Annotated in this window: 24 protein-coding genes, 1 tRNA gene and 2 pseudogenes; 9 read left to right on the top strand and 18 right to left on the bottom strand. The window is 58.0% G+C overall.

All coding sequences use genetic code 11. The annotated features are described in order from the left end of the window. Window positions 1-24 precede the first annotated feature (24 nt). Together argF and CCGE525_RS03690 are read right to left on the bottom strand one after the other, a co-directional pair. Window positions 25-942 carry an ornithine carbamoyltransferase gene (argF, locus tag CCGE525_RS03695; protein WP_120703103.1) on the bottom strand — a complete coding sequence of 306 codons (918 nt, stop codon included), beginning with the start codon at window positions 940-942 and terminating at the stop codon, window positions 25-27. A 73-nt stretch (window positions 943-1,015) separates the two neighbouring features. Then, window positions 1,016-2,215 (bottom strand): aspartate aminotransferase family protein, encoded by a 1,200-nt coding sequence (locus CCGE525_RS03690; protein ID WP_120703102.1) that lies wholly within the window; start codon window positions 2,213-2,215, stop codon window positions 1,016-1,018. Between the two features lie 426 nt (window positions 2,216-2,641). Between CCGE525_RS03690 and CCGE525_RS03685 the strand changes: the two genes are divergently transcribed. Beyond that, complete coding sequence (locus tag CCGE525_RS03685) at window positions 2,642-3,166, top strand: GcrA family cell cycle regulator (protein WP_120703101.1); 525 nt, start codon at window positions 2,642-2,644, stop codon at window positions 3,164-3,166. Between the two features lie 85 nt (window positions 3,167-3,251). On the opposite strand, the gene phoB is transcribed toward CCGE525_RS03685, so the two are convergent. The 7 genes from phoB to phoR form a co-directional block, all read right to left on the bottom strand. Further along, window positions 3,252-3,935 (bottom strand): phosphate regulon transcriptional regulator PhoB, encoded by a 684-nt coding sequence (gene phoB / locus CCGE525_RS03680; protein ID WP_004128368.1) that lies wholly within the window; start codon window positions 3,933-3,935, stop codon window positions 3,252-3,254. Window positions 3,936-3,967: 32 nt separating this feature from the next. Then, window positions 3,968-4,681 (bottom strand): phosphate signaling complex protein PhoU, encoded by a 714-nt coding sequence (gene phoU / locus CCGE525_RS03675; RefSeq protein ID WP_120703100.1) that lies wholly within the window; start codon window positions 4,679-4,681, stop codon window positions 3,968-3,970. A gap of 51 nt (window positions 4,682-4,732) precedes the next feature. Continuing rightward, window positions 4,733-5,548: a phosphate ABC transporter ATP-binding protein PstB gene (gene pstB, locus CCGE525_RS03670; protein ID WP_120703099.1), complete on the bottom strand. Its 816-nt coding sequence runs from the start codon at window positions 5,546-5,548 to the stop codon at window positions 4,733-4,735. A gap of 14 nt (window positions 5,549-5,562) precedes the next feature. Beyond that, window positions 5,563-6,897 (bottom strand): phosphate ABC transporter permease PstA, encoded by a 1,335-nt coding sequence (gene pstA / locus CCGE525_RS03665; RefSeq protein WP_120703098.1) that lies wholly within the window; start codon window positions 6,895-6,897, stop codon window positions 5,563-5,565. Continuing rightward, the gene (pstC, locus tag CCGE525_RS03660) at window positions 6,894-8,375 is read right to left on the bottom strand and encodes a phosphate ABC transporter permease subunit PstC (RefSeq protein WP_120703097.1); all 1,482 of its coding nucleotides are present in this window, start codon (window positions 8,373-8,375) and stop codon (window positions 6,894-6,896) included. Before pstC ends, pstA begins: the two co-directional genes overlap by 4 nt. Window positions 8,376-8,433: 58 nt before the next feature. Further along, window positions 8,434-9,468, bottom strand: a complete 1,035-nt coding sequence (locus CCGE525_RS03655; RefSeq protein ID WP_120703096.1) for a substrate-binding domain-containing protein — start codon at window positions 9,466-9,468, stop codon at window positions 8,434-8,436. A gap of 185 nt (window positions 9,469-9,653) precedes the next feature. After that, window positions 9,654-10,910: a phosphate regulon sensor histidine kinase PhoR gene (gene phoR / locus CCGE525_RS03650; protein ID WP_245472082.1), complete on the bottom strand. Its 1,257-nt coding sequence runs from the start codon at window positions 10,908-10,910 to the stop codon at window positions 9,654-9,656. 246 nt (window positions 10,911-11,156) lie between these two features. On the opposite strand from phoR, the gene ppk2 reads away from it, so the two are divergent. After that, the gene (gene ppk2, locus CCGE525_RS03645; protein ID WP_120703095.1) at window positions 11,157-12,038 is read left to right on the top strand and encodes a polyphosphate kinase 2; all 882 of its coding nucleotides are present in this window, start codon (window positions 11,157-11,159) and stop codon (window positions 12,036-12,038) included. Window positions 12,039-12,073: 35 nt separating this feature from the next. Here the strand turns inward: ppk2 and CCGE525_RS03640 are convergent, their stop codons facing one another. Beyond that, complete coding sequence (locus CCGE525_RS03640) at window positions 12,074-13,306, bottom strand: hypothetical protein (RefSeq protein WP_120703094.1); 1,233 nt, start codon at window positions 13,304-13,306, stop codon at window positions 12,074-12,076. Between the two features lie 326 nt (window positions 13,307-13,632). On the opposite strand from CCGE525_RS03640, the gene CCGE525_RS03635 reads away from it, so the two are divergent. The 3 genes from CCGE525_RS03635 (at window position 13,633) to CCGE525_RS03625 (ending at window position 16,564) form a co-directional block, all read left to right on the top strand. Further along, a complete protein-coding gene (locus CCGE525_RS03635) occupies window positions 13,633-14,592 on the top strand; it encodes an NAD(P)H-dependent flavin oxidoreductase (RefSeq protein ID WP_120703093.1) in 960 nt (319 codons plus the stop codon). Between the two features lie 138 nt (window positions 14,593-14,730). After that, window positions 14,731-14,806 (top strand) — tRNA-Thr (locus CCGE525_RS03630). Between the two features lie 66 nt (window positions 14,807-14,872). Further along, a complete protein-coding gene (locus tag CCGE525_RS03625) occupies window positions 14,873-16,564 on the top strand; it encodes a site-specific integrase (protein WP_120703092.1) in 1,692 nt (563 codons plus the stop codon). On the opposite strand, the gene CCGE525_RS03620 is transcribed toward CCGE525_RS03625, so the two are convergent. Next, window positions 16,509-16,751 carry a helix-turn-helix domain-containing protein gene (locus CCGE525_RS03620; RefSeq protein ID WP_120703091.1) on the bottom strand — a complete coding sequence of 81 codons (243 nt, stop codon included), beginning with the start codon at window positions 16,749-16,751 and terminating at the stop codon, window positions 16,509-16,511. The genes CCGE525_RS03625 and CCGE525_RS03620 overlap by 56 nt on opposite strands. Window positions 16,752-16,842: 91 nt before the next feature. Here CCGE525_RS03620 and CCGE525_RS03615 point away from each other — a divergent pair, with 91 nt between their 5' ends. From CCGE525_RS03615 to CCGE525_RS03600, 4 genes are all read left to right on the top strand, one after another. After that, on the top strand, window positions 16,843-17,274 hold the full coding sequence (locus CCGE525_RS03615; RefSeq protein WP_120703090.1) for a hypothetical protein: 432 nt from the start codon (window positions 16,843-16,845) through the stop codon (window positions 17,272-17,274). A gap of 47 nt (window positions 17,275-17,321) precedes the next feature. Next, a protein-coding gene (locus CCGE525_RS03610) for an IS3 family transposase (RefSeq protein WP_120702903.1) occupies window positions 17,322-18,511 on the top strand; the annotation gives its coding sequence in 2 pieces (ribosomal slippage) (window positions 17,322-17,571 and window positions 17,571-18,511; 1,191 coding nt in all). Window positions 18,512-18,529: 18 nt separating this feature from the next. Then, entirely contained in the window at window positions 18,530-18,913 is a 384-nt protein-coding gene (locus CCGE525_RS03605) for a hypothetical protein (protein WP_120703089.1), read from the top strand. Window positions 18,914-19,101: 188 nt separating this feature from the next. Next, a complete protein-coding gene (locus CCGE525_RS03600; protein WP_425375882.1) occupies window positions 19,102-19,371 on the top strand; it encodes a thermonuclease family protein in 270 nt (89 codons plus the stop codon). Window positions 19,372-20,472: 1,101 nt separating this feature from the next. Here the strand turns inward: CCGE525_RS03600 and CCGE525_RS03595 are convergent. From CCGE525_RS03595 to CCGE525_RS03565, 7 genes and pseudogenes are all read right to left on the bottom strand, one after another. Then, window positions 20,473-21,107, bottom strand: a pseudogene (locus CCGE525_RS03595) (recombinase family protein). 460 nt (window positions 21,108-21,567) lie between these two features. After that, window positions 21,568-22,056: a DUF3226 domain-containing protein gene (locus CCGE525_RS39680; RefSeq protein ID WP_342637437.1), complete on the bottom strand. Its 489-nt coding sequence runs from the start codon at window positions 22,054-22,056 to the stop codon at window positions 21,568-21,570. Window positions 22,057-22,110: 54 nt separating this feature from the next. Next, window positions 22,111-22,404 (bottom strand): annotated as a pseudogene (locus CCGE525_RS03585) (hypothetical protein); the annotation flags it as partial. Next, a complete protein-coding gene (gene tnpC / locus CCGE525_RS03580; protein WP_120703086.1) occupies window positions 22,404-24,029 on the bottom strand; it encodes an IS66 family transposase in 1,626 nt (541 codons plus the stop codon). The pseudogene CCGE525_RS03585 and the gene tnpC, both read right to left, overlap by 1 nt. A gap of 62 nt (window positions 24,030-24,091) precedes the next feature. After that, window positions 24,092-24,385, bottom strand: coding sequence for an IS66 family insertion sequence element accessory protein TnpB (tnpB, locus tag CCGE525_RS03575; RefSeq protein ID WP_245472081.1), 294 nt, complete (start codon window positions 24,383-24,385; stop codon window positions 24,092-24,094). A gap of 50 nt (window positions 24,386-24,435) precedes the next feature. After that, window positions 24,436-24,816 carry an IS66-like element accessory protein TnpA gene (gene tnpA / locus CCGE525_RS03570; RefSeq protein ID WP_120703084.1) on the bottom strand — a complete coding sequence of 127 codons (381 nt, stop codon included), beginning with the start codon at window positions 24,814-24,816 and terminating at the stop codon, window positions 24,436-24,438. A 229-nt stretch (window positions 24,817-25,045) separates the two neighbouring features. Continuing rightward, window positions 25,046-25,579, bottom strand: coding sequence for an AAA family ATPase (locus CCGE525_RS03565; protein ID WP_120703083.1), 534 nt, complete (start codon window positions 25,577-25,579; stop codon window positions 25,046-25,048). Window positions 25,580-26,431 lie beyond the last annotated feature (852 nt).

Genomic DNA, 26,431 nt, shown 5'->3' with positions numbered 1-26,431 from the left:
CGACGTCTACGCGGTTCTATGTCCTCAGATCGCGCCCAGGCACCAAGCAAGAATCGATTTTTGCGCATGAAGGCGGTTTTCCGCCTCATCGAAAACAACGGATTGCGGACCGTCGATCACCTCGTCCGTCACTTCCTCCCCGCGATGAGCGGGCAGGCAATGCATGAACAACGCGTCCTTGCCGGCCTGTGCCATCAAAGCCGCGTTGACCTGATAGGGCTGGAAGACGTTGTGACCGCGGGCCCGGTGCTCCTGATTCATGGAAACCCAGGTATCGGTTACCACGCAATCGGCGCCGGCGACCGCACGGTCGGCATCATGCGAGAGCATGATTTCGGCGCCCTCGTTGCGGGCCCAGTTCAGATAGTGATCCTTCGGCTCGGAACCAAGGGGTACGGCCATGTTCATGCGATAGCCGAAACGAGCAGCCCCTTCGACCAGCGAATGAAGCACGTTGTTGCCGTCGCCGCTCCAGGCGATGGTCTTGCCCTTGATCGGGCCGCGATGCTCCTCGAAGGTCATGATATCGGCCATGATCTGGCAGGGATGCGTATCGTCGGTCAGCGCGTTGATAACCGGCACGGTCGCGTGTTCAGCGAGTTCCAGCATACGCGAATGGTCGGTCGTGCGGATCATGATCGCATCGACGTAGCGCGACAGCACCTTGGCCGTATCGCCGATCGTCTCAGCACGGCCGAGCTGCATTTCCGTGCCCGACAGGAACAGCGTCTCGCCACCGAGCTGGCGCATACCGACGTCAAAGGAGACGCGTGTGCGGGTGGACGGCTTCTCGAAGATCATCGCCAGCATCTTGCCGGCCAGAGGCTTGTCGACGGCGCCCGCCTTCAGCGCCTGCTTTCGCACGATGGCATCGTCGATGATGCTGCGCAGATCGGTCGCCGCGACGGCGGAGAGATCGAGAAAGTGTTTCGGTGAAGCCATGTCCTACCTGTACTCCCAAAAAAGATAACGCCCGCTGTTGGGGCAAAAACGCCCCGATCAGCAGGCGTTGAACTCAAGCCGACTTCTTGACGCGGGCGGCGCGCAGCGATTCTGCAGCACGTTCGATACGAGCAATGCCTTCGCGCGCTTCCTCGGCCGTCACCACCAGCGGCGGCAGCAGGCGGATGACGTTGTCGCCGGCCGGCACGCCCAGCAGATGCTCGGCGCGGATCGCCTGCAACAGCTCTGCCTGCGGAATGGCAGCCTTAATGCCGAGCAACAGCCCCTCGCCGCGGATATCCTCGATGATATCCGGAAAACGATCCTTGAGCGAGGCGAGGCCCTGGCGGAAGACCAATGCGACGTCGCGCACATGCTGCAGGAAGCCATCGGCCAGCACGACATCCAGCACGGCATTGCCGACGGCCATGGCGAGCGGGTTGCCGCCATAGGTCGAGCCATGCGTGCCGGCTTTCATGCCTGATGCGGCCTCAGCAGTCGCAAGGCAGGCGCCGAGCGGAAAGCCGCCGCCGATACCCTTGGCAACGGCCATGATATCAGGGGTAATGCCCGCCCATTCGTGGGCGAAAAGCTTGCCGGTGCGGCCGACGCCGGTCTGAACTTCGTCGAGGACCAGAAGCAGACCATGCTCGTCGCAGATCTGACGCAGCCCGCGCAAGAACTCATTCGTCGCCGGGCGGATACCACCCTCGCCCTGAACAGGTTCGATCAGAATGGCGGCCGTCTCATTGGTAACGGCGGCACGCACCGCGTCGAGATCGCCGAAGGGTACCTGGTCGAATCCAGGCGCCTTCGGGCCGAAACCTTCGAGATATTTCTCCTGACCGCCGGCGGCGATCGTCGCGATCGTGCGGCCGTGGAAAGCGCCTTCGAAGGTGATGATATGGTATCTCTCGGGATGACCCTTGGCGAACTGGTAGCGCCGTGCCGTCTTGATGGCGCATTCCAGCGCCTCGGCGCCCGAATTGGTGAAGAACACCTTGTCGGCGAAGGTGGCTTCCGTCAGGCGCTTCGACAGCTTCTCCTGGCCCGGCACCTCATAGAGGTTGGACAGGTGCCAGACCTTGTCGGCCTGCGACTTCAGCTCTGCAACCAGATGGGGATGCGCATGGCCGAGCGCATTCACCGCGACGCCGGCGGCGAAATCGAGATAGCGTTCGCCGGTTTCTGTGATCAGCCATACGCCTTCGCCTCGCTCGAACCGCAGCGGAGCACGCACATAGGTGTCATAAAGCGGCGCGGTTTCAGCCATGGCCCATATCTCCTCGATCACAACCTTTAGGGCCAATCGTTTCCTTCGAGTGAAACGGGCCCAGAAAAATCAAAATGCCGCCTTGCGGCGGCCTGAGGCACTATTGATGTTTTGCACCGCGATGTCAACAAAACTGGCGATTTAGCAGGTGCGGCAGAGCGCCTCTGGAGGGACGGCTCGTCTTTGACAACTTATATTGCATAAATGCCACTCACCTATAGCAAGTTGGGGAAAACCTCGAAATCGATTCTCCAAGATTCCCGCGACTCTTGTCACGGAGTCAGCCTCACACTAGGTTAAAAACCAATTACTAGACTGCATGCGGCGGAACTAGTCACCACAATTTTAAAGCGTTTCACGCCTCGACCCAATGCGAGGCAATGGTGAGGGATTCTGCCATCAGAAACGCGACAGCGGAGACAGGGCATGAATTGGACAGACGAACGCGTCGAGAAGCTGAAGAAGCTGTGGTCCGAAGGTTTGAGCGCCAGCCAGATCGCGGCACAGCTCGGTGGTGTCAGTCGTAATGCCGTCATCGGCAAAGTGCATCGCTTGAGCCTGCCGGGCCGGGCCAAGGCCGGCGGAGCGGCAACGACGGCTCGAGCGCCAAAACGCAATACCTCGGCACCACGCGCGCCGAATTACGCCTCGCGCGTTGCAACCCGCACGGTTACCCGCCAGCAGGGTGCGACAATGCTCAAGGAAGAGGTCGAGATCGATACCGTCCACGAGATCGAATATCGTCCGGCCGCCAATGTGGTGGTTCCGATCTCGCGCCGTCTCGGCCTGACGGAACTCACCGAACGCACCTGCAAGTGGCCAGTCGGCGACCCGCTGAAGGACGATTTTCACTTCTGCGGCAACGACAGCCCGGACTCTTCGCCCTACTGCACCTACCATCAGCGCCTGGCTTATCAGCCGGTCCATGATCGGCGCCGAGCGGCACACTGAACCACATCAGCCAAATGAAAGAAACGGGCCGAAAGGCCCGTTTTCTGTTTCCGCCGCTCTGCAAAAAACCAGTCGGATGATCCGATCAGGCCTCCATGGAATAACCCGCGCCGCGAACGGTGCGAATGACGTCCTGCATATTGGAGAAATTCAGGGCCTTGCGCAGGCGACCGACATGCACATCGACAGTGCGTTCGTCGACATAGATATCGTGTCCCCATACACCGTCGAGCAACTGCGAACGCGAGAATACGCGGCCCGGCGAGGACATCAGGAATTCCAGCAGGCGGAATTCCGTCGGCCCCAACCGCACTTCGCGGCTCTTGCGGTGAACGCGATGGGTCTCGCGGTCCAGCTCGATATCGCCACAGCGCAACACCGTGGAGAGAACCTCCGGGCGGGCTCTGCGCAGCATCGCCTTGACGCGAGCCATCAGCTCCGGCGTCGAGAACGGCTTGACGACATAGTCGTCCGCGCCGGTGGAAAGGCCGCGCACGCGCTCGCTTTCCTCGCCGCGGGCCGTGAGCATGATGATCGGCAGGCGCTCCGTCTCCGGCCGCATGCGCAGCCGGCGGCAGAGTTCGATGCCGGACACGCCGGGGAGCATCCAGTCGAGGATCAGAAGATCGGGGATGCGCTCCTGGAGGCGCAGCTCGGCTTCATCGCCTCTCAGGATAGTGTCGACCTCGAAGCCTTCGGCCTCGAGGTTATAGCGCAGCAGAACGCTTAGCGCTTCCTCGTCTTCTACAACAGCTACTCTCGGAACCATGCGCCTCTGGTCTCCCTCTCTTGGCTTCTACGTTATTCCGTCACTGCACCGACGGTATTGGCAGTATCGTCTTTCGGGCGCTCGCCTTCGGGCTGAGCACCGGTCGCCATGTAATAGATCGTCTCGGCGATGTTGGTGGCATGGTCGCCGATGCGCTCGATGTTCTTGGCGCAGAAGAGAAGATGCGTGCAGGTGGTGATGTTGCGCGGATCTTCCATCATGTAGGTCAGCATCTCGCGGAAGAGCGAGGTGTACATGGCGTCGATTTCCTCGTCGCGTTCGCGGATCGATACGGCCTTGTCAGGCGAACGGGTCGTATAGACATCGAGTACTTCCTTGAGCTGGACGAGCGCCAGTTCGGAGAGATGTTCGATGCCGCGGGCGAGACGACGCGGAACGCCGGTGCCCTGCACGGCGATGACGCGCTTGGCGGTGTTCTTGCCGAGATCGCCGACGCGCTCCAGGTCGGAGGCGATGCGGATGGAACCCATGATTTCACGCAGGTCGGCAGCCATCGGCTGGCGGCGAGCGATGGTGACGATCGCCTTGTCGCCGACCTCACGCTCGGCGTGGTCCAGAATGACGTCATCGGAGATGACCTTCTGCGCAAGGCTGGCATCGCCGTTTACCAGTGCGCGGACGCTGTCGCTGACCATCTGCTCCGCCAGGCCGCCCATTTCGGAAATGCGGCGTGTCAGGAATTTTAGGTCTTCGTCATAGGCAGAGAGAATGTGTGTAGAGACCATTTTGCTATCCTCAAGGTGAACGATGTGAAGGGAACCGCGCGGGGAGCATCATCAGCCAAAGCGGCCCATGATGTAATCCTGCGTGCGGAAATCATCGGGATTGGTGAACATCTTATCGGTGTCGTTCTCCTCGACCAGATGGCCGAGGTGAAACATCGCGGTGCGTTGTGAAACGCGGGCTGCTTGCTGCATGGAATGCGTCACGATGACGATCGTGAAGTTTTCCCGCAGCTCATGTATGAGTTCCTCGACTTTGGCGGTGGCGATCGGATCGAGTGCCGAGCACGGCTCATCCATGAGGATGACCTCCGGACTGACGGCGACGGCGCGGGCAATGCAGAGACGCTGCTGCTGGCCGCCGGACAGGCTGGTGCCGGCATCATACAGCCGATCCTTCACTTCTCCCCAAAGGCCAGCCTTCTGCAGGCTGGTTTCGACGATGTGATCCAGATCGGCTTTGGAACGGTGAAGCCCGTGGATACGGGGCCCATAGGCTACATTCTCGTAGATCGACTTCGGGAACGGATTTGGCTTTTGGAACACCATGCCGACACGGGCGCGCAGCTCTACAACATCGATGGCGCTGTCATAGACATCCTGATCATCGAGCGTGATCTTGCCGGTGATGCGGCAGGTGTCGATCGTATCGTTCATGCGATTGAGGCAACGCAGGAAGGTGGATTTGCCGCAGCCGGAAGGACCGATCAGCGCCGTGACCGTATTGACGCGGATGTTCAGGTTCACGTCGAACAGGGCGCGCTTGTCGCCATAATAGACCGAGACGTCCTGGCCGATCATCTTATAGGGGATCGTCATCATCTTCTTAGCCAGTACTTTTTCGCTCACGGCTTCCGTCATCATGTTCATTCCATCGCCTCCTGTCACCAGCGCCGCTCAAAACGACGGCGCAGCAGGATAGCCCCGATATTCATCGCAACGAGGAAGAAGAGCAGGACGATAATGGCCCCGGAGGTTCTTTCGACAAAGGCGCGCTCGGCTTCGCTCGCCCACATGTAGATCTGCACCGGCAGCGCCGTCGAGGGATCGAGCGGCCCTGCCGGATAATTGGCGACGAAGGCGACCATGCCGATCAAGAGCAACGGCGCGGTTTCGCCAAGCGCATGCGCCAGCCCGAGGATCGTGCCCGTCAGAATGCCGGGCATGGCGAGCGGCAGGACATGGTGGAACACCACCTGCATGCGCGAAGCACCAAGGCCGAGGGCCGCGCTGCGGATCGACGGCGGCACGGCCCTCAGCGCCGAGCGCGTGGCGATAATGATCATCGGCAGCGTCATCAGGCTGAGCACCAGCCCGCCGACCAGCGAGGCAGAACGGGGCAGGCCCATGAAATTAATGAAGACCGAAAGGCCGAGCAGGCCGTAGACGATCGACGGCACCGCCGCGAGATTGTTGATATTGACCTCGATCAGATCGGTCAGCCGGTTCTTCGGCGCGAATTCCTCCAGGTAGATCGAGGCGGCAACGCCAACCGGCAATGCCAAGACCAGCACGGTGAGCATCAGATAGAGGGAACCGATCAGCGCGACACCGAGGCCCGCAGCCTCCGGGCGGCTCGAATTGCCGGACAAGAACAGGCCGGTGTTGAATGCCTTGTACAACGCACCGCCGGCGGCGAGTTGCCTCATCCATGCGAGCTGCTGGTCGGAGACCTTGCGGTCCTTTTCGGCCGCCGTCAGGTCGATCTGTCCCTTGTTGGCGGAGTCGATATTGGCGCTGGCGAGGAAAGTGACCTCTACCGTCTTCCCGATGATCGAGGGATCGGCCAGGACCTTGTCGCGCAATGCAATCCGTGCGCCGTCCGATACCATTTCCGTCGCTTCGCGGACGAGCACCCGGTTGGAAGGATCGATGCCCAGAGCCTTCACCAGAGCGTCACGGATGAGAACCGGATAATTGGCTGATATCAGCACCTTCGGATCGCCGCCGCGCTTGCCGGCGGGATCGATCACCTTCTCGGTGAACTCTATCGGCAAGATGATCGAGGTCTGCACGAAGGCCGTGTAGCCGTGGCGTACCACTGTGGAGACCAGGATGATGAGGAAGACAAGGCCGAAGGTAACGGCGGCAAGACCATAGGCGCGGAATCGGCGTTCAGCGGCGTAGCGACGCTTGATGCCGATATCACGCCGCAGCGGCGCGCCGGGCGTCATCCCACGCGGAATCGGCGATGGGGCGGAAGTTACGACATCGCTCATTCGTATTGCTCCCTATATCGGCGGACGATGTAGAGCGCATAAACGTTCAGGCAAAGGGTCAGGCCGAAGAGCGTGATGCCGAGCGCGAAGGCCACCAGTGTCTGCGGCGAGGTAAATTCGAGGTCGCCGGTCAACTGGTTGACGATCTTTACGGTGACCGTCGTCATCGGCTCGAAAGGATCGAGCTGCATGCGGGCAGCAACGCCGGCCGCTAGTACGACGATCATCGTCTCGCCGACCGCCCGCGACGCCGTCATCAGCAGCGCACCGACGATGCCCGGCAATGCAGCCGGCAGAAGGACGCGCTTGACCGTTTCCGACCGCGTGGCACCGAGGCCAAGCGAACCGTCGCGCAGCGAACGCGGCACGGCCATGATAATGTCGTCCGAGAGCGACGAGACATAGGGAATGAGCATGACGCCCATGACGAAGCCGGCGGTCAGGACGCTCTGCGCCTCGATGAAGCTCGCATAATTGCCCGTGAGCAGGCCGTTGATATCGGCGGAAATATCGCGCAGGAACGGGCCGACCGTCACCAGGGCAAAAAAGCCGTAGACGATGGTCGGAATGCCGGCCAGCACTTCGAGCATCGGTTTAGCGACGGAACGCACGCGCGCCGAGGCATATTCGGCCATGTAGATGGCGGCAAACAGCCCCACCGGGACTGCTACCAACATGGCGACGAGGCCGATATAGAGCGTGCCGGCCAGTAACGGGATGAGCCCGAACGTGCCCGACGTTTGCGAACCGGCGCCGGCAAAACGCGGATCCCAAACGGTGCCGAAGAAGAATTCGGCGGCTGGAACCATGTTGAAGAAGCGAGCCGCCTCCGACAGCATCGAAGCGACAATGCCGACCGTCGTCAGCACGGCGATGGAGGAAGCGACGATCAGGCCGCCGAGAATGACCTGCTCCACTCGGTTGCGGGCACGAAAGCGCAGCGCGATGGCCCGCAGTCCATGAATGGCTGAGAGCACCGAAAGAATGATGGCCGCCACCGACATGACGACGCGGCTCACATATCGCATGTTGTTGTATTTGTTGGCGGCCTCGATCATATAGCCGGTTGGCCGGACCGCGAGCGGGACACCCTTCTGCGCCAGGAGCAATTGAAGATCGGCCGAGCCGCTGGCCACGGTGGCAAGTTCCTGGTCATCAAGCAGGCGCATGCCGTGGGCGATGCTGCGCACCATGCCGTAGCTGAGGTTGAGCTCGGCTTGCGGCAGGGATTTCACCTCCTCCGGAAAGGATTTGATCACGAAACCGTCGATCACCTCCGGGCTGATCGCCAGCCAGACGCAGATCAGCGCCAGCGCCGGCAACACAGCCCAGATGGCGGCATAGGCGCCGTGGTAGCCAAGCCGCGAGTGCATGGCCGAGGACCTGCCGCCGGAAAGCGCAGCCGCTCTCGTCCGCCCCAGCACGAAGGCGGAGGCGCCGATGATCGACAGGCACAACAGCAGCAACGACAAACTCATTCCCATTCCCCGGCAAACGCCGGCGCGGGCAACCCCGCCGGCGGTAGTCCTTATGCACTCACATGATCTTCCCGTCCGCGAATTCCTTGCGGATCTGGTCGCGTTCGGCATCCGGCGCCGGCACCAGGCCATATTCTGCCAGAGGGCTGTCCGGTCCGATCATCTGATCGCTCGTGAAGAAGTCGATATATTCCTTCAGTCCCGGAATGACGCCGAGATGCGCCTTCTTGACGTAGAAGAACAGCGGCCGCGACACCGGATAGGTGCCATCGGCGATGGTCTGGCCCGACGGCACGATGCCGCTTACGGTCGCCACCTTCAGCTTGTCGGCATTGTTCTGATAGAAGTAGAGGCCGAAAACGCCGATACCATGCTTGTTGGCATCTATGCGGGCCAGTGTCTCGGGATAGTCGCCGTCGATATCGACCGCCGCACCGTCCTTGCGCACTGCAATGCACTTCGCGGTCTGCTGATCGGGATCGGAAACGGTCGCCTTGATGACGTCGAGCGCGCCGGAATCCTTGCAGCCCGCGGCGAGCACCTTCTCTTCGAAGACCTCGCGCGTGCCATGCTTCTCGCCCGGAATGTAGGCTGCGATCTCGAAGTTCGGCAGGGCCGGATTGATCTCGGACCATTTCTTATAAGGGTTGGCAACCAGCTTGCCATTCACCACGACTTCGGCTGCGAGCGCCTTATAGAGATCGGCGGGCACGAATTTGATGTCGAGATTGCTCTTGTCGAAGGCAAAGACGATGCCGTCGTAACCGATCTTGATCTGCTGGATATCGGCGACGCCGGCTGCCTTGCAGGCTGCGACTTCACTATCCTTGATCGGGCGCGAAGAATTCGCGATATCGATGGAATCGGGGCCGACGCCCTTGCAGAATTCCTTCAGGCCGGCACCGGAACCGCCGGATTCGACGACCGGCGTTTTGAAGCTTGTGAAGGTTTCACCGAAAGTCTCGGCAACGATCTTGGCATAGGGGAATACGGTGGAAGAACCGGAAATCTGAATCTGATCGCGGGCCACGGCGACGCCAGAAAAAGCGGCGGACGCGACCAACGCAATGATAGACAGTTTCAACGTGTTCATGGTGAACCCTCCCTGACGGGCTTTGAAGAGCGTGGCGGCGAACGGAGCGTCCGCCTTTCAACAACTCTTTTTTAGCGGTCAAAGCACCGCCCTTTTATGTCAGGCGAGTGAAACAATTATGACAGTTCAACTGATTGAAATCTATGAATTAAATCACGCACAAAATCGACGATTCACAGAGCCGTTCAGAACCGCACGGTAAAGTCCGTTCCTTTTCCGACTTCCGACTTGACGATCAGCCTTGCGCGGTGGCGGGTGAGAATGTGCTTGACGATAGCGAGCCCCAATCCGGTGCCTTTTTTCGAGCGGCTGTCCTCGACATTGACGCGATAAAAGCGCTCGGTAAGGCGCGGCACATGTTCCGCCGGAATACCCGGTCCCCTGTCGGAGACGATGACCTCGACTGCCTGACCCGGCTCGTTCAGGAGCGAAACCTCGACGACCTTGCCTTCCTGACCGTATTTGCAAGCATTTTCGATGAGGTTTTCGAAGACCTGCACCAGTTCGTCGCGATCACCCAGCACCTCCACCTTTCCGGGAGGCAAATGCAGATTGATGGTCACGTCGAGATCGCCGGCGAGCGGAAGAAGTGCATCGCGGACGTGCCCGAGCAACGGCACGAGATCGACCTTCTGATCCGGCGCGATGTGCGACTTCAACTCCAGCCGCGACAGCGACAGCAGATCGTCGACCAGTCGGCTCATGCGCGTCGTCTGGTCGAACATGATGCCGAGAAAGCGCTGCTGAGCCTTCGGATCTGCCTTGGCCGGCCCCTGGATGGTTTCGATGAAACCGCGCAGCGAGGCGAGCGGCGTGCGCAGCTCGTGACTGGCATTGGCAACGAAGTCGGACCGCATACGATCGATATGGCGGAGTTCGGAGATATCGCGGAAGGAGAGCACGAAGAAGGTCCCGGGCTCGACGTCTGATTCAGGCAGATCAATCGGGGCGATGCGGACGATATAGACGCGCTCGGACGGCAGGCGCTCGGAATGTTCGATCTGGTTCGGCGTGTTGGTGGTGACCGTCTCGCGCACCATGTCGAGCACGCCGGGGGAGCGCAGCTTGGCGGAGATATGGGCACCGGGCGGAAAAGCGCCGAACGCCTTGTCGGCGGCGGCATTCTGCATCAGGACGGACGCCTCGCGATCGATGATCAGTACCGGCACGTCAAGCGCTGCCAGGCCCGAGAAGGCCGTGCGAAGAACGATCTCCGGATCGGCCGGCACAGGATCGGCGGGCGGCGGCAGGGCTGCCTTTTCGACCAGCGGCCGGCGGATCAGCGCCACGATCATCACGACGACCCAGATCCAGAAGACGACGCCGGTGTTGATGCCCTCGACGAGCGCCAGAATGGCGATCAGCGTCGCCAGAATCAGGATGGCGGTCTCCTGCCACAGCCGTGCAGCCAGCTTCCTGAGGAATGACCATTCGTCTTCCACGTGCACCCGTCCCTTCGCCTGCCATTGCGGAATCCAAGACTCCGCGTCTTAGCGGGGATTCATGACAGAAGTTTTCGGCTCTATCCACAGAAGCCGGCGGCTTACAACAATAAATGTAGCCGGCAAAAGACACGGCCGGCAAAGAGCTTGAAAGTACTGGATAAATATCTCAACTTGCTTCAAAGTTTTTTTGCCACACCCGGCGGATATCATTAGCACGACGTAAATTGCAGAGGGACAAAATACATGGGAGAGGACGTGGAAAGCCGCGCGGTGGAGTTGCATATCGATGGCAAGACCCGCATGTTCGATGTCGATAACCCCGTCTTGCCGGACTGGGTCGACGACCAGGCGCTCGCCTCCGGTGGCTATCCCTATAAGAAGAAGCTGAAAGAAGAAGAGTATCTGGAGGAACTGGAAAAGCTACAGATCGAACTCATCAAAGTTCAGTTCTGGCTGCAGGCGACCGGCAAGCGGGTGATTGCGCTCTTCGAGGGGCGGGACGCCGCCGGCAAGGGCGGTTCGATCGCTGCAACCTCGGCACATATGAACCCACGCCTTGCGCGCGCCGTGGCATTGACCAAGCCGACCGATCGCGAAGCGGGGCAATGGTATTTCCAGCGCTATGTCGCCCAGTTCCCGACGGCGGGCGAATTCGTGCTGTTCGACCGCTCCTGGTACAACCGCGCCGGTGTCGAGCCGGTCATGGGCTTCTGCACGCCGGAGCAATACGAGCAATTCCTGAAACAGACTCCGCATCTGGAAAAGCTCATCGTCCAGGACGGCATTTTCTTCTTCAAATTCTATCTCGATATTGGCCGGGAAATGCAGCTCAAGCGCTTTCACGACAGGCGCCACGATCCGCGCGCCGTCTGGAAGCTTTCCTCGATGGACATCGCGGCGCTGAGCAAGTGGAAAGACTACAGCGAGAAGCGCGACCGCATGCTGAAGGAGACGCATACGGACTACGCGCCATGGACTGTGCTCCATGCCAACGACAAACGCCGCGCGCGCCTCAACCTCATCCGTCACATTCTGCTGACGCTCGACTATGACCGCAAGGACCAGAAGGCGATCGGCGAGATCGACGACAAGATCCTTGGCAGGGGACCACATGTCCTCAAATGAGAGGTGGCTTCAAATGAGAGGTGGGCGGCCCGGCCTCATTGCCCGGGCAGGACGCGGATGGCATAGATGTTGATGCCTCGCGCCTTGCCGTCGACATCGCTGTTGATGATCAAATGGCCGGGCGCGTTTGGCGCCAGCGAACGGTCGAAATGGACCTCGAACAGGGCGTCGCTCTTCTGGCGAGTAACGTTGAAACGATGACGGCCGCAACTGCCCAGCGAGCCGAAATCGCATTCCACGGTGATCTGCGTCGGCGTGTCGGAGGTAGACTGCAGCGTGAGCGCGACGGCTGACGATTTGCCAGCCAATTGCTGCAGCACGCTGACCGGCACTTCGACCGACGCGTTGCCGTCCGGGGCGTTGGTCTGAGAGGTCAGCCGCACCGCCGGACCTTCGTTTTCCGAGACGTTCTCGGCCTTGGCCTGCGCGCCGCTTACGACTTTGGCCAAGTCGGTCGGCTTGAAAATCTCGATCCACTCCGCCGAGAAACTGTTCTGCGGATCGATCGTCGCCAGCCCCGGATTGGCGGGGCCGCTGTTGTCATCGTCATTGGACGCGTCGCCGTCACTGTTGTTGCCCTTGAAATCCTGGGAATCAACATGCGCCGGCGGATTGGGGACGCTGGTGTCGCGCTGCGCCGCCGTCATGAACACGCCCGAGGTCTTGATCCACCAGGCGCCGACGCCGAGGAAGGCGAGGAGGATGCAGAAGACCAGCAGGCGCGAGAAGAACTTGCGCGGCTTGCGGCGAACCGCGGCGCGTTCCGGTTTGAAATTCATCGACCGCGTTGCGGTGGGCGCGGGTGCCTGCCGCTGATCGCTGTCGGCACCGAGATGATCGGCCGGGCCGGCGCGCATGTCGCCAAACTCGCTTTCCGGCGCAGGGGATTCGACGGGAGCGGAGGCTTGAGCGGCAGTGGGGCGGTCGCGCGTCTCGCCGCGCACGCTCATGACAGGCTCCTGCTCCTGTCGCTGCTGCACCGGCTGCGATGCTTGCTGCGGCGGCGCCGAAGGAACTTGGGGCGCCTCCACCTCGGGCGTCACCGGCGTTTCCGGCGGGCGGGCGCGCTCCTCGCCCTCGATCGCCCGGATGGTCGCCTCCAGGCGCTGGCGCTGAGCCGAAATGATGCCGGTGTCGGTAATGTCCTGCTTGCGAAGCCCCGATTCGAGCGCCTGTCGCGCCGACTGGTAGATGCGGGCCCGAATTTCCGGATTGGCGCGATCGGATCGCTCCAGGGCGTTTCTGATAGCCGTTTCTAGTCCGCTCACGTCAGGTCCTTTACTCTTACTCGCAATACGCCCGCATACTCTATCGGCAAAACGACCACTTCTTTACCATTCGCTAACCGAATTCGGTAACGCCCCGCCCGACAATGTGCAAGTCTCTCCCATGACCCATGGACACTCCGGCGGGGATAAATGGCAAAGACGACACAAATGGGGTGGCAGTAGGCAGCAGGCAAAAGCGTTTGTCGCGGATATCGTTAACAATCCCTATTGCCTGCTGCCTATTGCCTCGGCTGCCATCTTCCGCTCCCGACGAGCATCTGTTATGCCTTTGACGTTTTCGTAAACGTCAAATACGGATGATGTTCATGGCCCTCCCCCCCGTCCTGACCGAGCGCCTGCGGCTGCCAGTCGTGGCCTCGCCCCTTTTCATCATCACGCATCCGGCCTTGACGCTGGCGCAGTGCAAGGCCGGCGTCGTCGGCTCGTTTCCGGCGCTGAACGCCCGGCCGGAAAGCCAATTGGATGAATGGCTGGCAATGATCACCGAGGATCTCGCTGCGCACGACGCCGCGCATCCCGAACGGCCTTCCGCTCCGTTCGCGGTCAATCAGATTGTCCATGCGTCGAACAAGCGGCTGGAACATGATCTGATGCTCTGCGTGAAATACAAGGTGCCGATCGTCATCTCCTCGCTCGGTGCCGTGCCGGAGGTCAATGCGGCCGTGCATTCCTACGGCGGCCTCGTGCTGCATGACATCATCAACAATCGTCATGCCAATTCGGCGATCCGCAAGGGTGCGGACGGGCTGATTGCGGTGGCGGCGGGCGCCGGCGGTCATGCCGGCCAACTCTCGCCCTTTGCGCTGGTCCAGGAAATCCGCGAATGGTTCGACGGGCCTTTGCTGCTTGCCGGCGCCATTGCCAATGGCGGCGCGATCCTGGCCACGCAAGCGATGGGCGCGGATATGGCCTATATCGGCTCGCCATTCATCGCCACCGAAGAGGCGCGCGCGGCGGAAGCCTACAAGCAAGCGATCGTCGACGGAGCGGCGGCCGATATCGTCTATTCCAACTTCTTCACCGGCGTGCACGGCAACTATCTGAAACCTTCGATCCGCGCCGCCGGCATGGACCCGGACAACTTGCCCGAAGCCGATCCTTCGAAAATGGATTTCGAAGCGGCGACGACCGGCGCCAAGGCCTGGAAGGATATTTGGGGCTCCGGCCAGGGGATCGGCGCCGTCAAAGCCATCGAACCGGTGGCCGCGCTCGTCGACCGGCTGGAGGTGGAATACCGCCAGGCACGTGCCCGGCTGGAGCTCTGAGAAAGCCCACGCGCACGACTACTTTTTTCACAAGCCTCTCGCTTTTTTGCCATTCGGCGATTTGGACGCTTGAAATCTCACCGCTTTGACTGTATCAGCGCCATGCAAATCGCGGGGCCATACCAAACGGCCCGGAATGCCGCTTTAGCTCAGTCGGTAGAGCACATCATTCGTAATGATGGGGTCACGTGTTCGAGTCACGTAAGCGGCACCATTTCCTTTAAGATCAAAGACTTGACTACCGACGTCCACAGGTGGGACATCCCGGTGAGACATTTCTTTGTACATCCCCTCTTATCTTCTCAAGTCTCGGCATGGCGTCTTCTACTTCCGCTGGCCAATGCCGAAGCAGTTACACCCACGCCAAAAAGCCGAGACGATCAAGATTTCGCTACAGACACGCGACCCACGAAAAGCATTGCGCTTGTCGCGATCCTTGATCCAGATAGGCGAACAGTTGAATGAGCAGGGAATTGCATACGGAATGCGATACGATGAATTGCACGGCTTGCTGAAACAGCATTTCCGCGAACTTCTCGACACGGTTAAGGACGAGATAGATAGCCAAGGCCGTCTCACCGAAAAGACCCGACGGGATTACGAGCTTCGGCTTGAGGCAACCCAGCAAGAAATTGAAACAGATAGCCCGCTCTCATTCGGCACAAGCTACCAAGACCTGCTTGCAAAATTCATGACGCAGTACCGCGTGCCATTCTCTGATGCGGACAAACAATACGGCTGGCTGAAAAAGGATTTCAAACTGGCCGTCCGTAGCTTTCTGAAAGCGGTCCTAGACCATGACGCTTCCTACGAACAGTTCGACCTAAGCACTCTGGCTTCTCCTACGACACCTGCCGCGAGTGCAATCCCCACACCGTCGCCTGCGCCTTTAGTACAGCCCAAGGTACTGAGTATCACCATTGAGGAATTAGCCAAACGTTTCATCATGGAACGGAAACTAGGGGAAAACTGGGTTAAGACTACGGTTATGGGCAAAGAGGAATATCTAGGACTGCTTACGGAATTGTTCGGCAGAAACCGGGATATTGCTTCGCTGACCCCGCAGGACGTGACAACCGTTAAAGACACCTTGGTTGCGCTGCCCAAGCACCGACATAAAAAACAGGAGACCAGGGGCAAGTCTCTAGCCGAAGTGCTGAAGATGGCTAACTTACCCCGCCTGTCTGTTCCCTCAATCAACAAGTATTTACAGACCTATAACGATTTCTTCGGATACGCCCAGCATCACGGGTACGTAGAGCGGAACCTGTTTGCAGGCGTTCAGATCAAACGGAACCGGCAGCGCGCGGAGAAAAAACGTTTACCCTTCACATCAGATCAAATACGCACCATTCTGAACGCCGTCGTGGACAGCGGCCTGATATATGCACGCAAACCATACCAAAAATGGGGACCGCTTATCGGCATCTATACGGGTGCACGGCTCAATGAGATTGCACAGCTTGATCTTGCAGACATTCGGCAACAGGACGGTATCTGGTTTTTTGACATCAACAACGAGGACGACAAAAAGGTAAAGACAGAGGCTTCAAAGCGCAGGGTTCCAATACATCGCGAACTCATCAGGCTTGGTCTATTGGATCATGTCGAGGCGTTGCGCAGGCAGGGAAAACAGAAATTATTTCAGGAGCTACCGAACTCTGTCGAGCACGGCCGAGGCCGTAACCTTGGACGCTGGTTTAACGAAAGTTTGCTACCGAAGCTCAATCTGAAATCCGAGTTCCTCGTGTTCCACAGTCTGCGCCATACCGTTATTACGCAGCTTGGCAACGCAAAGCCCAACGATCCACTTGTCAGCGCCATCGTAGGCCACATCCCCCAAGGCGTTACCTACCAAAACTACTTCGGGGGCTACACCCTACAGGTGCTTGACGACGCAATACAGACGCTCGACTTCACTCTGAAACCTGCTGCAACCGGTCAAGCAGGGCATGAACATCAAGTTCAATGATATTCGCTATCGTTATCAGTTCTAGCAAATCGACCCGGCGTTCACCGCTTTCGATATTAGCGATGAACGGTTGATGGCGTCCCAGCAACTTGGCGACCTGTGCTTGAGACAAGCCTTTAGCACGGCGTTGTTCTGCAATCGCCGCTACCAGTACTTCATGCCTCTTTGAGTGCAGCGTTTTCGCCATGCTCGGTTGACTGCCCTTCAACCGTGCGGTAATCCGAATTTCGGATTATCCAAAAATCGGATATTCCACATTGATCGTGGGGGGGGGCATCATGGGGCTGATTGTATTGGGATTGCTGGCGTTTGCCGGATACACCTTTTTCCGCTTCACAGTACGTGCGGGCAACGAGGGCGTTCGGGCCTACGTCTACTTGGAAGCGCTGAACAAGGGGCTGTCCGCGTACGAGGCCAATGCTGTAACGACTGCCATGCTGAGCGACAGCGGCTCTGATATATCGAGCGGTACAATCGACATCGCGCGCCGCGAGTATCGACAGGTGCACGATGGCAAACAGCTGGCCGTCATCGGCTTTGCTTACAGGAACGGTATGCGCTCCGACATGCCATTCTGGTATACGGCCTTGGCCCGCACAGCGCCGCCCACTGCCCAAGTCGAAGCCTGCTATGGGCAAATACGAAATGCTGCGCAGACGGTCGACAAAGACCCGAAGGCCGATGCAGAGATGCTGACCTTGCCCCGTTGAAATAATCCATTTTGAAGTAAGCTCTGGCCCATTGAGAGGACCAGGGAATGAAACGCAACCGTTTTACTGACGAACAGATTATCGGCATTCTGAAGGAGCACGAGGCGGGCACGCCAGTATCGGAGCTTTGCCGCAAGCACGGCGTCAGCGATGCCAGCATCTATAAATGGAAGGCCAGATTCGGCGGGATGGAGGTGTCTGAGGCCAAGCGGCTGAAGACGCTGGAGGACGAGAACACGAAGCTGAAGCGGCTTCTGGCGGACGCGATGCTCGACAATGCCGCGTTGAAAGACCTTTTGGGAAAGAAGTGGTGACGCCCGCAGCAAAGCGGAACGCTGTCGCGCATCTGATGGATCACCATCGGATGAGTGAACGGCGGGCGTGTAAAGCCATCGGCGTTTGCCGGATGACAGTTCGTTACGAAAGCAGCCGCATCGACGACCAGGGCCTTCGCGAGCGGATGAAGGCGTTGGCGCATGAACGCCGCCGCTTCGGCTATCGACGCATTCATGTGCTGCTCAGACGCGAGGGGCACCTTGTGAACCACAAGAAGCTCTTCCGGCTCTATCGGGAGGAGAAGTTGACCGTGCGCAAGCGTGGTGGCCGCAAGCGAGCGATCGGCACACGAGCACCGATGCTGATACCAGTAACCGCCAATGAACGTTGGTCGCTGGACTTCGTGTCGGATCAACTCACCGATGGTCGCAGGTTCCGGGTTCTGACGGTCGTCGATGATTGCACCAGAGAATGCCTGGGTCTCATCGCCGATACATCGCTTTCCGGCCTGCGTGTTGCTCGTGAGCTGGACCGGATCATCGAGGGGCGTGGCAAGCCGAAGATGATCGTCAGTGATAACGGCAGCGAGTTCACAAGCAATGCGATCCTGCAATGGACGGACAAGACGAAGATAGATTGGCACTATATCGCGCCAGGCAAGCCGATCCAGAACGCCTTCATCGAAAGCTTCAATGGACGGCTGCGAGACGAGTTCCTGAACGAAACACTGTTCTCGTCACTGACCCATGCTCGTTCAGCGCTTTCAAACTGGCGCAGCGATTATAACGATAACCGCCCGCACTCTGGACTCGGCTGGAGGACACCTGCCGAGTTCGCTCAGACCATCAACCCGCGACGTGATGCGGTGCTGCGCAGCCGAAATGGCTCCGCACCGCAACCCGCCGCTACCGCCCCGAATACAGCAACCCAAAACCACTGGAGCGAACTCAAAACTGGATAAAACTTGGGGGCAAGGTCAATGCGCAAGGACGACCGGTACGACGCCTTCTACGAGACTTATGCAAATGAGGTCCATCGGATTTCCGGCAAATCTGCCGATGATCCCCGCATTACGGACCTAATGGAACAAGAGCCGCTACGTCGCGCCTACCGAGATGGCGTTGATCCGCTGGCACTAGCAGCTCACTTTTGCCACGAGCACGGCCATACCGAACGCTTCCCAACGTACGAAAGCTATTTCACCGCCTTTGCGAACGAGCTTAAGCGCTTTGCCGCCGATACGGCACAATTGAGCGGCTGGCTCGCAAAAGCCGATCCAGCCCGGATCAACAGCAGCTTCGAATGCGGCGTTCATCCCCGCCTTGCCGCAGACGGCTACTACCGTTTTGTCAGCCAGCGATAAGAGGCATGGGAACGGGCGTCATTTTCGGCGTGGCCGGTGTTACGACTTGCTTTTGCATAATCGTCAGCGCCGCATTGCCAACCAGACTTCTACAGCCCACCGACACAGCGCCGCCTCTATATGACCGGTGCGGAAGCGGAAAACGACAGAACTGCATCGTGGACGGTGACACGCTATGGAGCGACAGTGTGAAGGTCCGTGTTGCCGATATCGATACGCCGGAAATCAGCCAACCTCACTGCGCCGCCGAAAAGGCGCTCGGCGAGCAGGCCACGGTACGGCTTATGGAACTTGTCAATGCCGGTCCGTTTCAGATGCGGGCATGGTCCGGACGTGACGAAGACAAGTACGGTCGCAAGCTCCGGGTGCTTGTACGGGATGGCCGATCGCTTGGCGACATTCTGGTGTCGGAAGGCTTGGCGCGGATATGGACAGGGCGAAGGCAACCGTGGTGCTAATCGGACCGGCCTACCGCGACGTGGCGCGCAATGCACTACGGATCGCAATTACGGAGCGCGTGCATAATCGGGATGCAGATAGGCAAACGATATCAAACGATTGGATCTGGTTCGGATGATTTCCGAAACTCACGCAGAGCCTCGCTGAGGGGCGTTTGGGTCCAAGGTAGGCCAAGTATCGTCTTGAGCGCGAAACACGCTCCTAGGGTTATCCCTGGCCGAAAGAGAGCATGTTGAGAGATTACCCACGCAACGGAGCCGTACTTTGCAGAATATCTTAAATCGGAAATGACATAACCAAGCAATCCTGTGGACAACGATGGCTTTTCTGTAATTGATTATTGTATAACAACCGTATCGATAAACAATAATCTAACTTTGCACATGAAAAACGCTACAGATCATCACGACAATTGCTTGCTGTTATGGTCTATATCTGTATGTGCTCTTTAGGGAGAAAGCGTTCCCGTGTCCGTACTGACCGGATTGCAAACTCGTACAAAAGTGTATGCCAACCTGTAGGTGGTTGCCCACCTAGTCCTGCATGCCTGTCCAACCTATCCGACTGCTCGTACTTTAGATATCTGATCTGTTTGCTATCCAGTGCTGATCCTGCAGCCACTTGTCATGGCCTTATATCTGTATCTGTTAGCTATCTAGCCGTAGCGGAGCCTCAAGCATAGCGCGGGCGTCTGCATAGCAATCTGGTAGCTATCCTATATAAATATCTAGTTATATATGTATTATCTGTTAGCTGTCTATGTTCTGTATGGTTATTTCTATAGTATATCTATCTAGTATCTTACCGGTATCTGATCTGTATAGTTATCTATTATCTATTTGTAGTATCTGGATATGTATCTATTCATTTACTGATAGACCGGAAGGCATAACGCTTGATATATCCTAATAGGGTCCGGCAGATAATACACAATGATATCAGGTAGTTATCAGATAACACAGAGAAGTACAGAACAAATGCACATACAGGCTATTGCCTTGCGGTACGGATAAATGCAACCAGTTCGTGCGGAAACAGCAATAGGCTGACCTACCTCCGGTATCGCACTAAACTAGATTGGCTTTTATCCATTCAGCAATTCAAAGTCCCCACTTGGCCAAGGCGGTCTCAGCCCCGGCCTGATCGCCTTTGATCCTTAGTACGGTCTGTCTGGTCAATCCGGTTGCCTTGGCAATCTCGGAAGCACCATTGCCGATTGCTAGCATATCAAGCACCTGCTGGAACTTCTCCCGGCTGTAGCTCGGCTTCTTGCCCCGGTAGCGTTCGATATCGCCCTTCCTTGCCTCTATTCCGGCCCGCTGAGCCGCTTTCGTCGCTTCGGCCTGCGCCTGCGCTGTCGCGGCCATGAACGCTATCAGCGCGTCCCTGACGGCCTGCTGTATCGGGTCCGCTGTCGCCCGTCGAAGGTCATCCCGTTGATGACGGTTTTGACGATCACACCTTGTCGCATGAAGTGCCGAATGGCGTCGGTTACGTCCTCGTAGTTTCGCCCCAGCCTATCGACCCAGCGAACAACCAGCACGTCACCCCGGCGCAACCTGTCGTACAGACGCTTGCCCTCCGGCCGGTCTTCAAGTCTGGTGCTGACGCCTGATACACCGTGGTCTGCAATCACCTCGTCAATGATGAAGCCTGCTTGCTCCGCTTGTGTCCGTTGGTGGTCTAGCGTCTGGTCTATGGTTGACACGCGGGCGTACAGTACGATCTTGGACATGGCCTATCCCTCTATCCGTTAGGGTTATGTCCGTTAAAATGCATGTACGTTGATCGAAGTCAACCCTTACGTACATATTTCTATGCGCCACTCCAGATGTACGTTACGGTATACCCCTGCGGACACGGCTCCCGTACCCCGCCCTTATGCCCTTTCTGCCATGATGACGGCTCGTAGTGAAAAAGTCGTACGCATTGCCGAGAGAGAGCAGAGAACTAGGCGCTTCCAACCCTCAGCACCCGATGGGGGGCATCGCTGCACGAAGGAGCTAAGATACCCCCTCGCAAAAATCTTCCAGTTCGCTGCGGCGATCAGGAGACCCTCGAAGTAGTTGCCTGCCTTATGCCCGAACCAGTAGCACCTCATGGGGGGAAGGCCGTACAGAGTTGACTTAAATACCCCTCTCGTAATTTTATACATTTTCACGAGCTGGACGCAGGCACTTTCCTGCTTCGATATTCTAACCGAGGAACAGCGTAAGAAACTGCTTCAGAGGTTCGAGCACGCCATGTTGTCGGTCAAATACGCCAATACTGAAGGCCTGCCCCGGCCCTCTCGTTTCCACATTCGTGCAAGCAAGATAAATTGCACATTGCCGTTTATAAGGGCGGTCCAAAGGGCCGTAGGTAGCATCCATTTGAGCATAGAATTGAGTGACTGATTGCGCTTTGGCAACATCGGCAACGGTAGCCAAGCAAAGACGTTCCAAGTCGCCGCTTTGGTCGGAGGACGGAACGACAAACAATCCCACTTCAATGTTCTGGCCACCTTCGAAAGTGCCCGGAGCTGGTTGCGGCCAACCGACTGATTGAAACGCACGATGCATCATGCCGGTGGCGTCCGTTGGATTAACGTCCGCGTCTCGTATCGCTGCAATCTTTACAATCCGTCCCTCCTGATAGGGCCGCGACTTGACAAGCGATTGGAGGCTCTTTTCTATCGCATCCACTCCCCCGATGTGTTCTATCGCAACTTGCGTTGGATCGTAACCGCCCGATTGTGACCGTGGGGAATATGTCTTGACACGCTCGACGACCTTTTCGTCGAGGACGAAGCAATCGAGGAACTCTTGCCATGTTTCCGCAGACCTACGCGCGTCGCTAAGCATCTGCCTGAGTTCGTCAACGCCATCGTCTGTCAAAGCTGACGTACTCTCGTCGTCTCCAGTCACGACGCTGATGATATTGCCATAGGTCAGGTTGTCATCATTGCTGATGATCTCCCGGAGAAGGTCGACATCCTCATTGAGGATTTCGGCGACATAGTCGATGGTGAAGACGAAGCGGACCGTTGCCATCAGGCGGCCTCGGCGCAGATGACTGCCACCGTCGGCACCCAGTTCCATGGGAGCAGTTCGGCGAGGCGATTGATCTTGTGATCCTGAATGCGGTCGAGCACGTCAGCCAGATAGGCCTGAGGATCAAGGCCATTCATCTTGGCGGTCTCGATAATTGTCATGGCCCGCGCCAGGGTTTCTGCTCCAGTGTCAGCGCCCGCGAAGAGCCAGTTTCGTCTTCCAACGCCGATCGGACGCAACGCCCGTTCTGCGGCATTGTTATCGATTGCGACACGGCCGTCTTCCAGGAACAGGCAGAATGAGGACCACCTGCTCAGGCCATACCTGAAAGCGCCAGCCAGATCGCTCTTGCCGGGGATACGGGTCAGTTGCGCTTCGGCCCAGACGCGCAAGGCTTCGACCTTTGCCTTGCTGTGCTTCTGGCGCGCGGCGAGACGGATATCGGCAGACTTGCCTGCAACCTCGCGCTCGATGTCGTAAAGCGCGCCGATACGGTCGAGCGCCTCGCGGGCGATCTCGGATTTGTTCGAGGTCCAGATATCATGGAAGTCGCGCCGCCAATGCGCCCAACATGAAGCTTCCTGGAAGCGGCGTGTCCCGTCCGGTCCGGCCTCATACAACTTCGCGTAGCCTTTGTAGCCGTCGGCCTGAAGGATGCCGCTCGCCTGCTTGAGGTGACGGTGAACGTGCTCTTCCTTCCAGTCGGGAGCAAAATAATAGACCGCACCGGGCGGAGCTATGCCCGCCCATGGGCGTTGGTCCCGGACATAGGTCCAGAGCCGGCCCTTCTTCACCCCTTTCCCCAGCCCCTTGTCGCGCAGAGAACGATCCAGAACCCGGATCGGCGTGTCGTCGGCGTGGAGAAGGTCGCTGCTCATGATCGCCGCCTCGATCAACTCGATCAGCGGCAGGAGCACCCGCATGGCGCGGCCGCACCAATCGACCAGCGTGCTGTCGGGGATATCAACGCCCATGCGGGCGAAGATTTCGTTCAGGCGATAGAGCGGCAGGTGGTCGTCAAACTTCGAGACCAGGATGTAGGCGAGCAGTCCAGCGCCCGCCATGCTGCCCGGTATCGGACGGCTGGGCGCGGGCAACTGCACCATCTTCTCGCAGCAGCGGCAGGACTTCTTCAGCCGAGCAATCTCGATGACCTTCATCTGTGCGGCGATCATGTCGAGGATTTCGCTGACGTCTTCACCGACAAGCCGCAGTTCGCCACCGCAATCGGGGCAGTGCGTGCCAGGATCGAGTTCCCTGCGCTCGCGAGCGGCCTTGTCCGACACGCGCGGACGGCGGCGCATGGTCTTTTCCGGCATGCTTGCCTCAGACTCCGCACGCACGGTTTCCTCGACGTCGGCGAGCGGCTCGCTGCTGCTTTCCGAGGCGGCAATCATCAGGTCCTCCAGCGCCAGTTCCAACTGCTGGATTTCCCGCTCGATTTTTTCCGACGATTTGCCGAAGCCATGTTTCTTCAGCCTGGCGATGCGCAGCCGCAGCGATTGGATCAACTGGTCATGCGCCTGCAGGGTCGCCGACATCTTCGCGTTTTTCGCCTCAAGCGCAGCGATCATTGCCTTCAGGAAGGCCGGATCATCGGGAAGATTTTGGCTCGCGCTCGACATGAACCTGACTACCACAGGTCAGAGCCAACATCCATAAAAACACGCAGATTCAGTGGGATAATTCAACTAACGCGGGCCGGAGGAGAGCCCCAGTCCGGCCGCCGCCAATCAATCCCTTCCCAGAGCATCGCCAGTTGAGCAGACGTCAACCGGGCTGCCCCATCTACTGCCGACGGCCATGGAAACCGCCCTTTCTGCAGGATTTTATAATAAAGGCAGAACCCCTGACCGTCAAAATACAAAAGCTTCAAACGGTCGCCCCGCCTCCCGCGAAACGCGAAGACCGCACCTCCCGTCGGCTTCTGGCGCAGCACATCCTGGGCAAGAGCAGCCAGCCCCTCGATCCCCTTGCGCATGTCCGTGACACCGCAGGCAAGGTAAACCCGAACACCTGTCCCAGGCCCGATCATACCGCCTCGATTGCCCGGATCAGGCGCTTCAGAGCAACCACGTCAACATCGCCGCTGAAGCGAAGGTTTCGTCCGCAGCGCAATTGCAACTCCATCATCGCAGGCAAAACCTGCATGCCATCGACAGTCCGAGCCTCTTCGTTGTCTCCAGGGGGCGGCATGTCCAGCGGCAGAAACACTGGGGTCGGAGGTGGCAACAGCAGGCCCTTCTTCCGCAACTCACGCCGCCAGGTATAAATCTGCTGCCGCGTGACCGAATACCGGCGCGCTACCTCAGTCACCGACGCGCCATCGAACCCCACCGACAGCACGATCTCCAGTTTGCTCTCATCACTCCAACGTCGGCGACGTTCATCGCCGAGAATTTCCACGCGCATCGCAGGCCTCGCCTAAAACACGTCGCTAACGACGTCGTTATAGACGGGTCATAAATAAGCGCGGCTATTTCCAACAGGCGGCCACAATCGGGCGGTTACGTTGGATCGGCATTAAGATCACGTAGCAACGCGTCAAAAAAGCGAGCATCATCGATCCCCTCAACGATTAGCAAGCACGGCTTGTCTTGGGGGCGCTTGGCTGTGTCAAAATACACACCTTGTTCTGCCATCAACGCACTTCCCAATTGTCGGAAAGAGCGTCTTCGAGTTCAGACTGCAAGTAAGTTGTTGCTTTCGTTTTATCGTCTACTTTGTCAATTCGTAAATATATTAGTCGTTCTTGAAGTGCAGAAATCACCGAAGCGTCGGATATAGCTTTTATAGCTTCACGTGAATGGGTTGCAGCAAATACCTGCACATTCATTTCTTTCGCCAGCTTAATTAATTCAGCCCATATTTGCTTCAATTTCGAGTAATGTATTGCTCCATCAAATTCATCCAAAAACACAACACCATCTTGGCAATCAATAATTGCTAACCCAGCACTAAGTATTGCACTAAGGCCGTCGCCAAGCATGGAAATGGGAAGAAGCATATCATCATTATTATTAAAAGAAGCGAATAACGACGGCTGCCCACTGATTTGAAGCAAAGTAATTTCAGTAACATCCGGCGCTACAACTTGTACGAGTTGAAGGACACGTTTTTTTACGATTGGCGACTGCCGTTGAATAACGCTGCGCAAGCTCAGTGGGATGATCAATCGTTCGGCGCGACAGCATCACGGCTCTCCCCATGGATATCGGCTGAGATTGAGGCTCAGGCCACGCCTGCATCTCTTGAGCGCTTAGTCCCTTCAAATGCACTATGGATCGGGTTTGGCCATCAAGCGTGCACGTCATCGTAACACCCACGCCAGCGAGCGTAGTTGGGCTTTGAGGGAACATATTGCCTAACACTGGAAAAAGCGGCTGTGGCTCGACCTTAAACGACAGCACGCATTTTCCTATCGAAGTAATAGCGCTTACTGACGCGACCTCACCGACGTTACCGTGCGTCCATATCATGCGCGTCCCCTCGTCAATCGAAACGGGCAAGTTCCGCCACATAAAGGGCCGAAGCAGAACGGTCGGATTATTTTGATCCACCAACATGAATAGTGCTTCTAATAACGTTGATTTACCAACGCCATTGAAACCGCCAATCACATTTACATCGCGAAATTCGGGGATTTCTAGACTTGCTAGCCCACGATAGTTTGTAACGTGTACGCCTTGAAAAAATGGCATGTAATCCTCTTTCCGCCGCTCAGCAGAATTATGCACAGCCGCGCTTCAATAGCCAACGCGTAAATTTGCCGTATAGAGGCTTTTCCGGCTTTGCCAACCGCAGCATGTCGTAGTGCTTACTACCGACAGGGCCTCGGATGACTGGTGCATATGGCTGGGCGTTCATACGCTCAGTCGAGCAAACTCTGCTACGATCTGACGATCACGGCTGCGTCAGTCGTAGTGGTTGTACAACCTCGCTCGTTGAGTACGGTCTGACAACATCGCTCGCGTGTTACTCTGTGCTTAATGCTCGGATATCCGTCGGCTTGCGCCTTGCGCCCTTG

The sequence above is a fragment of the Rhizobium jaguaris genome, from assembly GCF_003627755.1.
Lineage (GTDB): Bacteria > Pseudomonadota > Alphaproteobacteria > Rhizobiales > Rhizobiaceae > Rhizobium > Rhizobium jaguaris.
Note: the sequence above shows the minus strand (reverse complement) of the source record. Positions and strands in the feature narration are given on the sequence as shown.